The sequence below is a fragment of the Paenibacillus dendritiformis genome, from assembly GCF_945605565.1.
In the GTDB taxonomy this organism is placed as follows: domain Bacteria; phylum Bacillota; class Bacilli; order Paenibacillales; family Paenibacillaceae; genus Paenibacillus_B; species Paenibacillus_B dendritiformis_A.
In genome coordinates this window covers 4859126-4871850 of sequence record NZ_OX216966.1, presented here as the reverse complement: position 1 = coordinate 4871850, position 12725 = coordinate 4859126, and the positions used below count along the sequence as shown (strand labels likewise).

Sequence of the window (12725 nt, the reverse complement as noted above, 5' to 3'; positions counted from 1 at the left end):
TTGGATCTGCAAGGAAATACTTTAAAGCTTGGCGTTTGAAAAATTTTTCAATAAATAACGGGGGTGTTGGAATGGCGCGATTCGCGGAGCCTTTTAAAATCAAAATGGTGGAGCCGCTGACCATGATCTCACGGGAAGAACGGGAGAAGGCGCTGGAACGGGCGGGGTATAATCCATTCCTGCTGCGCGGGGAAGAAGTGTATATCGATCTGTTGACAGATAGCGGCACGAGCGCGATGAGCGACAACCAATGGGCCGGCATGATGCTGGGCGACGAATCTTATGCGGGCAGCCGCAACTATTATCATCTGTGCGACACGGTGCAGCAGATTACAGGTTATCAGCATGTGATTCCGATGCACCAGGGGCGGGGCGCCGAGAAGGTGCTGTTTCCGCTGCTTATTCAAAAAGGGCAGTATGTCCTGAGCAATTGGCATTTCGATACAACGCGCGCGCATGTCGATCTGGCCGGGGGGATTGCGGTTGATCTTGTCACCGAACAAGCCTATGATACCACCATGCCTTACCCGTTCAAAGGAAACTTCGATACGGAGAAGCTGCGTCATGCGATCGCTGAAAAAGGAACGGAGAACATCGCATTTATATTAATTACCGTTACGAACAACAGTGCCGGCGGCCAGCCCGTATCCATGGAAAATATTCGCGAAGTATCATCCATTGCGAAGCAGAACGGGATTCGCGTTTTTTTCGATGCCGCGCGTTATGCCGAGAATGCGTACTTTATCAAGAAGCGCGAGCAAGGCTATGAGCATAAGGATATCGTTGATATCGTCCGTGAAATGTTCTCTTATGGCGAAGGGTTCACGATGAGCGCCAAAAAGGACGGGCTTGTCAATATTGGCGGCTTGCTGGCCTTTAAAGAGGATGAAGCATTATTTACGCAAGCGCGTTCGATGACCGTGCCGATGGAGGGCTTTCCGACCTACGGCGGCTTGACCGGCCGCGATATGGAAGCGCTTGCCCGCGGGCTGCGCGAAGGCGTCGACGAGCAGTATCTGGCTTATCGCATCGGCCAGATCGAATATCTCGGCAGTCGTCTTGAGGAGGGCGGAATCCCTTTCCAGACGCCAACCGGCGGCCATGCCGTCTTCGTAGACGCGAAGAAGATGCTTCCGCATATTCCTGCGGCGCAATTCCCGGCCCAGGTGCTGGCGAACGAGCTCTACATAGAAGCGGGGATACGCGGGGTCGAGATCGGTTCTTTTCTGCTGGGACGTGACGCTGCGACGGGTGAGCAGTTGGAGAGCAAGCTTGAATTGCTGCGCTTGACGATTCCGCGCCGCGTCTATACGAATAATCATATGGATGTCATTGCGGATGCCCTGATTGCAATCAAGGATCGGGCAAGCACATTGGCAGGATTGGAGTTCACGTACGAACCGCCGATATTGCGGCATTTCACTGCGCGCCTTCGGCCGATCAAGACAGAAGTCCCGTCCCGCTGACCTATGCTGTCCAGCCTGAACAGGGACGGAGTAATCGCAAGGGTACCGTTTACCGAACGGCAACGAATGGCATGTACGTTGATGGGAGCAGGAGGGGGCGAGGAGCCCCCTCCTTCCCGGTTCCCAAGCAGGCGAAGGGAAGCGGGGAAAGGCCCCGGTCATGACCCCGCTATTCGACAGCTTCGACCATGAAGACCAGAATGGTCTCGTCCTCGCTGCCGATATATAAGCTCGTATAGTAGTAATAGGTGCCAATGACCGTAACTGGGCCTTCCTCGAAGGAGAAATCGCCCTTCAGCAGAATATAGCGGTCTCCCATGCGGGCGTAAGCTCCTATTTCGCTGACAGCGGTGATCTCGCAGGTGAAGCGGACCTTCTCGCGCGGATGCTCCGGCAGCTGCTCCACGCGGATATCGACATAATCGGAACCTGGAATGAATCCTGCAAATTGGTATCTGTCGCCTTGACGCTCGTAGGTGGCCGCTCTGCCCTCGGCTTCCGCTATGTTCGGGTTACGTACGACCAAGGTCGCGCCGCCTCCGACCTCGTAGCCGTCCGCCTCGAATGCGAACAGCGGCTGCAGCTGGTTATTCGCGGCGGTATAGGCGATGTACAAGGCTGCGCGCGAATCGGAATCGGCTTCGACGACCAGGACAGGCTGATCGCTGCTGCTCAACCGTTCCTCGACGGTCAGGCTCCGCACGGCGGCTCCGGTCGGAAGCGGCTGGCTGCGCAGCACCGTCGGCCGTGATTGGCCGTCCCAAGCCGCATAGTACACGCGCCGCTCCGAATCGATCGCCATGGCGTAGACTTTGGCGCCGAACCGGTCCCGGCCGCCGCTGACGAGCGGATAGTTCCCTTCCGGCAGCAGACGGGACGGATCCGCCGCGGCCCAGGCGAGGCGGACGGCCTCGATGTTCGCGGACGTATCGCGGAAGCCGGCAAGCGCCTCATAGAGGCTGATCGCCGCTTCGTATTCCCCGGCCGCCACATGGCGGTCCGCCTTCCGCATCCAATTCTCCATCTCCCGTTCCAGATAGCCGGTTAGGCGCGAGGGGATGCGGGAAGCGTCCACATAGGCCGCATAGGCGGAAGCGTGGAGGGCGAACGCCTTCGCATTATTCTTCTCCACATCCTTCCGCAGCATCGCCTCGGCAAGCTCCTCCGATTTGCTCTGCAGCCACTCGGCCTCGATGTCAAGCTTCCGGTACGCTTGGCGCATGGCCAGGACCTCGTCCAGCATAAGCCGGAACTCTCCTTGGCCGGCCAGGCGGGCCAGCTTAGCTTCGTCATAGGATCGGAACAGGCGGGTCAATTGCTTCGTCTTCTCGTCGGCCCCGCCGAAGAGGGAGGCCGGAATGGCCAGCAGATTCGCCTTGAACGATTCATCGCCTCCGCCCTCCTGCTTGCCTTCTTCCAGCTGCGCCTCGAAATGAGCCTTGAACCGGTCGAAATGCTCCTGCATCCAGTCTGCGGCCCGCACGGAGGCCAGCATTTGCTTGAACTCTCCGGCATATGAGCCGCCTGACTTCAAATAGGTCGAACGCAATTGCTGATAGCGGCTATGTACCTTCAAAAACGTCTCGAAGCGGAGCGATGCCGCCGCTGCGTCCGCCTCCCGCATGACCTCGTCCAGTTGGCGCTTCATCTCGGTAATCGGCGCCAGCTCGCGCAGTCTCTCGGCAACCTTGTCTTCCTCATAACGTATCGAGCGATTATTCCGGGCTTGACGGTACGCTTCTTCCGCGGCGACGAGATCATGAGCGGCATACAGCCGGTCCGCCTCCTTGACGGCATCGATCTTCTCTTTCATATGAATCCCCTTGAATCCAATCATTACCACCGCGGCAGCGCATAACAAGATCATCAAATTGCGCGGGTTCAGGACATCTCGGATCGTCATATACATCAGCCTCTCTCGGCCGAGTCCTGAAAGTCAGGATCCCATTCGTATTTCTCACGCACAATCCGGTTCACCTCATCGGCGACGCGGTCCCAATTCTCATGCGGGTGCTGCCGGATCATCCGGTGCAGCCGGAGCAAGCGCTCCTTCGGCAGACGATGGGCGTAGCGCCGCACCAATCCGGGATAGGCGAGCACGTATCGCTTCATGCGCACGGCTGCGCCGGCCACGCCCGCCAGAATGTCCTGGCCGTTGTCCAGCCCGAGAATTTCCGGCTCGTAATGGATGACGAACTGGAACGTGCGGTCCTTAATCAGATCCCGCTTGATTTTGGCGATCTCGCCAATGTAATCGGCCAACAGCGGATCATATTGCTGCAGCAAGAGCGGTTCCAGCTCCAGCTCCATATCTTTGCGCAGCGCGAAGTAATGAAGCAGCGCCAGCTGCTGCAGCCGAATCGTATCGTTGCGGATCAACGGCCGAAGCTCGCGCAGCAGCTCGTAGGTGAGCTGCTTGTCGTCATCCCAATGGGAGAAGGCATGCTCCCAGTCGCGGTATATATCCTGGGCCAGTTGCTCCTGCTCGCGCTGCAGCAATTGATCCAGCTCGCGGCTGGCTTCGGCGGACATCGCCTTCCGCTGGACGAACCAGAGCAGGCCGATCAAGAGGATGGACGCCACGGCGCAGAGCGCCATCTGCCCGAACGTATCGCTGAGCAGGATGCCGATGAGCCCGAGCAGCAGCGCGAAGAGCCGCTTCGTCTGCATCGATCGTCTCACCCGCGAGGCCGCGTGCCGTTCGATCGGACGAAGCGAGGCTTTGCCGCAGACCGGACAGACTTCTTCCTCCAGCGCGGTGAAGGCCTGGCATGAGGCGCATCGATGTACGAGATGATAGAGCTGCTTCGGCTTGCTGTACGGTCTGAAGTAGACAGGTATTTTTTTCATGGCGTTCTCCCGCTCTCGCCATTTACGATGGAGACAAGCCGGGCGTCAATATCCGCCGGCGAAGGCGTCGCCTTCCGCCGAACCCAATAAAGGACGGCCTGGCTGGCGACAAAGAGAAACAAAACTGCGATGCAACCGTATGCTAACATAGAGAGTCCCTTCCTTTAACTGCGAACTAGAGTAATAGGATATGCTCCGCAAGCCCATAGCCATCTATCAAGGCTGCGTATCATTGTATCGTATACTGATTAGACAAATTTCGACAAGGATATCCTTCATTCGAATGACTTTGTCCCTATTGCATTGTGTCGAATGAGGTTGAACTTTATAGTCACTGATTATATCATAATGACAGATTGGTGGTAGAATCAGTAAATATATTGTCATTTCAGACAATATCATGGCGGGGGATACCAAGGAAATTCAGAAAATTTTCATCTAATCTTAAGAACTATCAGGTATAACAATATAGTGCCGTCTTCCGTGGCGCTTGTGTGCCTGCCATTAACCTATCATTTTATGATAAAGGAGTACAACTATGCTTCGGAGAAAATTAGCTGCTTACATGATGTTGTTCACTCTGGCACTCGGCTTGCTGCCCTGGCTCGGGAAGGTGCCTGCGGCGCAGGCTGCCCAGGCGGCCTCGAAGATCGATGCCATGCTCGTCATCGACGTGAGCAATTCGATGGATACGAGCGATAAAGACAAGATCGGCAACGAAGCGATGAAGATGTTCGTCGATATGCTGTCTTCCTCAGGCGACAAAGTCGGCATTGTCGCTTATACCGATAGAATCGAACGCGAGAAAGCGCTGCTGGAGATTCAGTCCCAGGCGGACAAGGAGGATCTGAAGCAGTTCATCGACCAACTGAACCGCGGGGCCTATACGGATATCGCGGTCGGGGTGAAGGAAGCCGTCAAGGTGCTCCAGCAGGGAGCCGACCCGGCCCATGAGCCGATGATCGTGCTGCTGGCAGACGGCAATAACTACTTGAATAAGAATGGCGGCCGCACGCAGGCAGAGTCGGATCAGGAGCTGAGCGCAGCGGTAGAAGACGCGAAGCAAAAGGGCATCCCGATTTACACGATCGGGCTGAACGCCGACGGGCAGCTGAACAAGGAAGCGCTGGCGGACTTGTCGAAGCAGACGAACGGCAAATCGTTCGTCACTTCGTCCGCGGACGACCTGCCGCAAATATTGAGCGAAATTTTCGCCAGCCATCAGAAGCTGAAGATCGTTCCGGTCCAGTCGATCACCGGGAACGGGAGCTATCAGGACGTGACGGTGAACGTGCCGAACGCGAACGTCATGGAGGCCAATATTTCCATCATGTCCTCGAAGCCGGTCGAGTTGAAGCTGTACGATCCGTCCGGCCGGGAGGTCGCGATTCCTTCGGATGACGTCCAGTTGTCCCGTTCCAAGAGCTATTCGCTCCTGAAGCTGCTCCAACCGGGCCAGGGCGACTGGAAGCTGCAGGTCAAGGGGGCGGACAAGGACAAGATCGATATTAACCTTGTCTTCAACTACGATCTGGAGCTGACGATGGACCCGATTCCGGCCAAAACCTATAAAAAGGGCGATAAAATCAAAATCGGCGCTTACTTGACCAGCAATGGCCAGCAGCTGCAGAATGATGCGCTGTACCGGAACATGAGCGCCGTGCTGAATGTCAAGGACCTCGACACCGGCGATACGGTCGATCTGCCCCTCGCCCAGGCGGGTGACCGCTTCGAAGGGGAATTCGAGGTGAAGGAACAGCATGATTACGAGATCAAAGTAAGAGCGGAGGAGAAGAGCTTCTACCGGGAGACAGAGCCTGTCAAGGTGAGCGCCAAGCCGGCGGGCGCCGGAGCGTCCGCTCAAGCGGGCGCAGGCGATGGAGAAGCGGACAAGCCGTTCCCGATGTGGATCGTCTATGCGGGCATCGGCCTCATCGTCCTCGCGCTGGCCGCCGGGTTCCTCCTTGCGGCATGGAAGAAGGCGAGCCGCGGCTTCGTCGGCCAGATGGTCATTGAGATCCGCGATGAGAATACAGGAGAGAAAACCTATCCGCAATATAAGAAGCTGACTGCCTTCAAGGGCAAATTCACGCTCCATCAGCTGCTGCAGCTGGCGCCCGAGTTCAAGGAGACCGAGAAGATGGTCTTTATGCCGGGCAAGAGCGACCGCATCCTGCTCAAGAACGGCTCGGCCGGGACGGTTGAGAAATCGGGCCGCGCCGTCGATGCGAGCAGAGGGCTGGAGCTGAAGAGCGGCGATCGGATTACGGTGCCGCTGCAGCAGGTTGATAAAACGGTCTGGATTGAATACATTGTATAGACCCGTTCCGTACGCCCGTTTTTGAACTCGAACTTATAGGGAGGAACATCCATTTATGAAACCAATCGTCAGAGAACATATTCAACAATTGGACGTATCGCTGGGCGGAGGAATCGTCAGCGATAAAATCCGCGTCGACACGATCGACAATCCGATCCTGATCATCGGCTTGGGAGGGACCGGCATCGACGCGCTGCTGCGCTTGAAGTATCAGATCAACCGCAGATTCAAGCTGCCGGAGGATCCGATCTCGAAGAAGAAGCGCGAGAAGCCGGACAATGTAGAGTTCCTGGCATTCGAGACGAACGAACAGGATCGCAACAAAAAATACCGCGGCATCGGACTCGATCCGCTCAATGAATTCGTGCTGCTGTCGAACGCCGAGATCGGCGGGCTGCTGCAGAACCGCAGCATCCTGGAGCCGTACATTACCGAGTGGCTGTCCCCTGAGCTGAGCATCACCGACGGAATGAACGGCGCTGCCGGCGTGCGCCAGGCGGGCCGCCTGCTGCTGTTCACCAAGATCAATCAGGTGGTGCAGGCGATTGACAAGAAGATTAAGACCCTGTCCGTCGGCACGAACAAGAAGCTGATGGTATTTCTGCTGTCCGGCTTGTCCGGAGGGACCGGCAGCGGCTGCTTCCTGGACATTTCCTATATCGTGCGGGGCATTATCGAGCGGGATTACGGCTCGGCGGGCATCGACCGCGTCAATACGCTCGGCTATCTGTTCACTCCGGACGTGAACCTGTCGAACAAGAGCCTGAGCGAGCATACGCGCGAATATATCAAGAAGAACGGCTATGCCGCCCTCAAGGAGCTCGATTACTGGATGAACGTCGACAGCCGCGGCGAGCGCTTCCGGCAGAAGTACGGCAACATCCTGACGGTCAATTCTCCGCTGCCGCCGTTCAACCTGTGCCATCTGATCTCGGCGACGAACACGGAAGGGAAGCTGCTGGAGAACGCGTATGACTACTGCATGAACGTGACGGCGGAGAACATCACGAACTTCATGGCGAGCGAGGAGAAGCAGTCCGGCGAGGAATTCGCGATTCACGATTACATCAGCAATATCCGTACGAATATCGCCCAGATGAACCGGGCGTATCCGGCCAATTACGAATATAACATCATCGGCGCCTCGTCGGCCGTCCTGCCGATCGAAGAGATGACGACCTATCTCGGATACCGTCTGTTCCAGAAGATGGAGAAGATGTTCCAGAAGGCGCCGACCCAGGAGGAGGTCGAGAAGTTCGCCCGCAAGCTGGGCGTCGATCTCGACACGATGGTGAAGACATTCGAATCCCGCGTGCCGGAGCCGCTGCCGGGCTTCGAGAACAGCGAGCGCCTGAGCTATAACAATGTCATCAAAATGCAAGTCGTCAATATGGATACGGAGCTGGAGCAGACGTTCCTGGCGCGGGCGCGCGAGGAATACATCAAGGCGAAGAAGCAGCTTCCCGGCGAGATCGTCGGCAGCTTCACCGATCAGATCCGGCGGATGTTCCTCCATCCGGAGCAGGGGCCGTTCTATGTGTCCCGACTTATCTACACGGAAAAGGGCTTCTGCCTGTTGAAAATGCTGCTCTCTTACATCGAGACGCTGCGCGAGAATCTGCACCATATTCCGCGCGACATCGAAGCGGCCCAGGAGCAGGCGAATGAGCGCCTCGGCGATGCAAAGAGCGCCTTTATTTCCAAAGACAAAAAGAAAAATATGTACATCGAAGCCAAAATCCAGGAATATTGGCTGCATGCCGATGTGGAGCGCACGGAGCAGATGATCGAATTCTACGAGGATTTGTACCAGCTGCTGAACCAGGAGAACAACCGCATTTATAGCGTATTTACCGAAATATTGAACGCGCTCAACTCGATCTTCGAGAAAAACGGCGACATTCTGATCAACGGCGAAGAGCAGGCCGACCATAAAGGGAACCGGACTTACTACTGGAACATCGTCAGCGTGCCGGACATCTCGAAAGTCATCAGCAACATTATGGATCAGAAGGAAGTCGACGACCTGATCCGCGATTTCTCGCTGGAACTGCTGAATCACTCGAACCAGTGGATCAAGGAGCAGGAGCTCGATATCGTCAGCTCGATCTCGGACTTCCTGTCGGACAAGTTCGGCGATCTGATTACGCAATCGATGGAGGAGTTCCTCGTCATGAAGTTCGGCAACGACGAGTCGATCGACAAATTCGTCGAGCGCAAGATCGCGAGCAAGCTGGATGACGAGGCGGTTCCGGTGTTCCATCTGAGCAACAGCTCGGGCAATCTGCATTTTCCGCGCTGGGGCTTCGTGTCGGTGCCCGTCAAGGCGCCGAGCATTCTCAAAGGGATCCGCAATTATCAGAACAATGCGGTCGGCAAGTCGAACTTCACCGTCAAGGAAAGCGAGGTGAAGAACCGCATCTTCTGGTTGAATACGCATAACGGGGTGCCTCTCTTCGTCTATACGCCGCTCAAAGTATACGAAGAAAGCTACGAGCGCACGATTCTCGACAAGGAAGGGATCGGCCGCCATCTCGTGCAGACGGACAAAGCGAACTGGACTTATCTTCCTTCGCCGATACCGGAGCAATCGTGGGGAGATACGTACCGGAATGAACGGGTGCAGAAATACAACGCCCGCGTCCGCGCCGAGTTCGAGCGGGGCTTCCGCTTCAAGGCCGTGGTCGAGAAGGGAATGGATGAGAATACGAGCAACCGCTATGCGGTCATCTTCACGAAGCCGTTCAACCTCGCGGACATGCTGAAAAGCTACGATCTGCAGCTCCAGGCCGCAAAGCCGAATCTCGGGGAAGTGAAGCGCGCTTACCTGGATCTGAAGCGGCTGATGGAAGAGGGGCTGGAGCCGATGGAGACCAAAGATATTTTTGGCAGCATCAATGAGGATCTGGCGAAGGACAATCTGATTCGTTCGCCGGAGCTGATCGCGCGCATGCGCGAGGAACTGGCCAAGTATGAGGCGATCGAGGCGAAGATGGCCGAGTTCGAGCAGATCCTCAGCCAGCATCAGGATGAGGAGAAGTGGCAGGATCAATTCATCGAGGCGCTGTACACCGGAACGATCAGCAAAAAAGGCGCGCTCTATGTGTATGACCGCGACGAGGAAGAGGAAGCGTGGGAGCCGTTCGCCAATCTGATGAAGAGCCGGGATTATGTCGAGTACGAGGTATACGAGCATTTCCGCGGCCTGGATGAGAAGCATCGCGGCACGCTGCTGCGCAAATCGGCCCGCCGCGCCGCAGAGATGACGGCGACGGAGGATGTCGCTCCGCTGCTGGCGAAGCTGGATGAGCTGTACGGGGACTTCCTGGAGGCGCGCGAGCGGTTGGAATACGAGAAAATCGAGCTGGCGAACGGCGAGGACACGTACCAGTTCTACAAGCAATTGACGACCAAACTGAACGCCATTCGGAGAAAGTTGAAATAAGATGATGACGCAGACCATGGTGGAAAGGTTCGCAACCGAATATGCGCGCGATGAGGATCGGCTCACCGGCCGGGACGACAACCAGAGCAGCATTCATTATCCGACAGTGTTCCTCTTCATCGGTGACAAGGCGGGGGACGCTATTGAGCCGATGATTCGGATCAATGAGCGGAAGTGGGATAACAGCGCCGGCGTCATGTACATGCACGCGACGACCCGGAGCGAAGGAGCGGAAGCTTCCGGCGGGGAAGGGGAAGGTACTCCTGCCGCCCGCAGCGCCGCATCCGCACGGCATGGCGCAGAACCCGGCGGCAGAGTCGCCCGGCTCGTGCTTCCGATCGGCGGAAGCGGCGACAGCGAGAGCCGCAAGACGATGCGCCGCGATGTGCACCGCCAGTTCTACGAGGAGGAGAGCGGCCTGCTTGAGCTCAACCGCATCTTGCGGAAGGTGAGCAGCGATATCGCGGAGTACGGCCGCCTCTATGCCTCCTTCGACCGGATTCATCTGGCGGTCATTACGCGGGCCGATGATCCGCTCAATGTGCTGGTTCCGGAAATTACGATGCTGGCGGAAGCGATTTTTCAACAATCGTTCAAGTCGGTGCAGACGGATCTGTACGCGCTCATCAACGAGCGGGAACAGGCCGAAGCCTTCGGGTACGCCAGCTCGGCGGGAGTCGCGTTCCTGCGCGAGCTCGATTATATGCAGAGTCCGGACTATTCGTTCTCGGCCCCGCTGCATGTAACGGAAGACGGGATTGCGATCGAGGTGACGCATCCCGCTTCGCCGTTATTCGATCTCGTCTATGTGCTGACGGACAAAAATGAACGCGGCATGTCGTCGTTCGACGAGGAAGACAATTACGAGATCATTTGCCATATGAACCTGTTGAAAAACCGGAAGCGGATCGACTCGGCCGAGGCGCATGGAATGGACAGCTACAATAATACCTCCCTGCGCAACAATCTGATGACCGAATCCGGCCGGATCGGGTTCGTCTCGGCGGGATTCTCGAAGGTGAAGCGCCCGAATCATTCGATAGCGCTCGCCGTGCTGTACCATTTCTGCCGGGAGCTGACGGAGCGGATGAAGGGCGGGCCCGAACGGACGCCGGCGGAGAAGCTGGCCTGGTTCGGGCTCGACCCGGAAGCGATAGGGGCCCGGGTCGATCAAGCGGTTCCGGACGAGGAGCGGCTCCGTGACATGAACGGCATGATGACGCATGGGGTCAGCTTCAGCCAATTGAAGCGCATGACGCTGCGCGAAGCCGAGGAAGCGCTGTTCGGCAGCGGCTGCATCGCTTTTTTCCGGGATAATTATGAACGGGCCGCGGAGAGCGCGATCCGGCAGCTGCCGGACGACGAGCTGCAATATACGGTCCGGCAGCGGCTGGCCGCTCAGGCGGATACCGGCTTCTATCATGTGTACGCCTGGACGAACGAGGCGGAGGAGGCGGACAGCATCTGGCCGCTTCTGCACGGCCGCATCCGCGATGCGGGAAGAGCGCTCGAAGCGGCACGGGCGGAGCTGGAGCAGAAGTATGGCGAGACGGTGGAGGAGCAATCGTTCCAGCGGCTGCCGCTGATGGATAAGCATAATGTGCGCAGCTTCATCCGCACCTTCTTCGACACCGTGTACCGTCAGAAGCTCGAGGTGCTGCGGCTGGAGACGGAGCTGCGGCTGTACCGGAAATATGAAGCGGAGCTGGAACGGCTGCACGCGATCTACAAGCAGTACGTGCAGCAGATGGAGTCGCTGGAGCGGACGCTCCGGGAAGCGGCGCTTGCCAGCATCCGTCAGGCCGATGATTATATCGGCCAAAATATTATGGAGTATTACGAACGGGTGACAGCAGACGTCATGCGGGATATCGAGGCGAAGCGGGGGCCGGGCGCCTTCGGCGAAGAGCGGTATATGGGCAGCATTTCCCGCCTGCTGGAGCAGGGAACGGAAGCGTTGGCCGCACGGCTGTGCGAGGTGTGCCGGGATCATATTTTGACCGCGGCTCCGTTCCAGCAGACGTTCGAGGAAGAGCTGCTGCGGCGGGCGAACGTGACGATCGACTACAGCAACCAGGAGGTGCTGTCGCGAGACGAGCTGTTCAAGAAGCTGTACCGAACGCTGGAAGAGCATGCCGGCATTCATATCCGCCTGCTCGATTATACGCATAAGCACCGCTACGAGGAAAAATATTTCTTCGGCGACGCGACGAGCGAATTTATGCGGTATGCGCTGAACGAGGAGGAGACATCCCGCATCTACAAGCTCGGCTGCGTGCACGAGAAGCGAAGCAGCGGGGTGGAGAAGCTGAACATTATGGGCGGCTTCCGCGTCGAGGATCTCATGTATTACCGGAACGGCAAAATGTACTACGAGAGCTATGTGCAGAACGGGTACACCTTCCACAGCCTCGATCCTGAGCTTCTGCCGCCTGTCCGTTAAGCCGGGCTTGCCGGGTGAACGTCTGTCAGGCGTCCGTGCGGGACCGCGGACGTTCCGTTCGGACTGCTGCCGTTCCCAGGGGGATGGCGGGGAAGCAGATTGCTTGCACATCCATCCGAAGGGCAGCAGAGGCGTCAAGCGCCGCGCACTGGCATGGATCAGGTCATGACGAAGACCTTAACGAACACGTAAAAACCGGCA

Annotated in this window: 7 protein-coding genes; 4 read left to right on the top strand and 3 right to left on the bottom strand. The window is 57.3% G+C overall.

The genetic code is table 11. The features are described from left to right. Nucleotides 1–71: 71 nt before the first annotated feature. Nucleotides 72–1466 (top strand): tryptophanase, encoded by a 1395-nt coding sequence (locus NNL35_RS21875; RefSeq protein WP_006675991.1) that lies wholly within the window; start codon nt 72–74, stop codon nt 1464–1466. A gap of 169 nt (nt 1467–1635) precedes the next feature. Here NNL35_RS21875 and NNL35_RS21870 read toward each other — a convergent pair whose 3' ends face one another. The 3 genes from NNL35_RS21870 to NNL35_RS21860 are packed head-to-tail and all read right to left on the bottom strand — an operon-like array spanning nt 1636 to nt 4465. Then, the gene (locus NNL35_RS21870; RefSeq protein WP_138985616.1) at nt 1636–3369 is read right to left on the bottom strand and encodes a hypothetical protein; all 1734 of its coding nucleotides are present in this window, start codon (nt 3367–3369) and stop codon (nt 1636–1638) included. A gap of 5 nt (nt 3370–3374) precedes the next feature. Continuing rightward, nucleotides 3375–4316, bottom strand: a complete 942-nt coding sequence (locus tag NNL35_RS21865) for a hypothetical protein (RefSeq protein WP_006675993.1) — start codon at nt 4314–4316, stop codon at nt 3375–3377. Next, nucleotides 4313–4465, bottom strand: a complete 153-nt coding sequence (locus tag NNL35_RS21860) for a hypothetical protein (protein ID WP_006675994.1) — start codon at nt 4463–4465, stop codon at nt 4313–4315. Before NNL35_RS21860 ends, NNL35_RS21865 begins: the two co-directional genes overlap by 4 nt. A gap of 416 nt (nt 4466–4881) precedes the next feature. On the opposite strand from NNL35_RS21860, the gene NNL35_RS21855 reads away from it, so the two are divergent. From NNL35_RS21855 to NNL35_RS21845, 3 genes are read left to right on the top strand one after another with little or no spacing between them, the layout of a single operon-like run. After that, nucleotides 4882–6636: a VWA domain-containing protein gene (locus tag NNL35_RS21855; protein WP_420832863.1), complete on the top strand. Its 1755-nt coding sequence runs from the start codon at nt 4882–4884 to the stop codon at nt 6634–6636. A gap of 55 nt (nt 6637–6691) precedes the next feature. Further along, on the top strand, nt 6692–10081 hold the full coding sequence (locus NNL35_RS21850; protein ID WP_006675996.1) for a tubulin-like doman-containing protein: 3390 nt from the start codon (nt 6692–6694) through the stop codon (nt 10079–10081). 1 nt (nt 10082) lies between these two features. Next, nucleotides 10083–12524 carry a hypothetical protein gene (locus tag NNL35_RS21845; RefSeq protein ID WP_006675997.1) on the top strand — a complete coding sequence of 814 codons (2442 nt, stop codon included), beginning with the start codon at nt 10083–10085 and terminating at the stop codon, nt 12522–12524. The last annotated feature ends 201 nt before the right edge of the window (nt 12525–12725 follow it).

Coding starts and splice junctions, on each gene's coding strand:
- NNL35_RS21865 (WP_006675993.1), bottom strand. CDS start 4,316: ATGAAAAAAATACCTGTCTACTTCAGACCGTACAGCAAGCCGAAGCAG.
- NNL35_RS21870 (WP_138985616.1), bottom strand. CDS start 3,369: ATGACGATCCGAGATGTCCTGAACCCGCGCAATTTGATGATCTTGTTA.
- NNL35_RS21845 (WP_006675997.1), top strand. CDS start 10,083: ATGATGACGCAGACCATGGTGGAAAGGTTCGCAACCGAATATGCGCGC.
- NNL35_RS21875 (WP_006675991.1), top strand. CDS start 72: ATGGCGCGATTCGCGGAGCCTTTTAAAATCAAAATGGTGGAGCCGCTG.
- NNL35_RS21850 (WP_006675996.1), top strand. CDS start 6,692: ATGAAACCAATCGTCAGAGAACATATTCAACAATTGGACGTATCGCTG.
- NNL35_RS21855 (WP_420832863.1), top strand. CDS start 4,882: ATGATGTTGTTCACTCTGGCACTCGGCTTGCTGCCCTGGCTCGGGAAG.
- NNL35_RS21860 (WP_006675994.1), bottom strand. CDS start 4,465: ATGTTAGCATACGGTTGCATCGCAGTTTTGTTTCTCTTTGTCGCCAGC.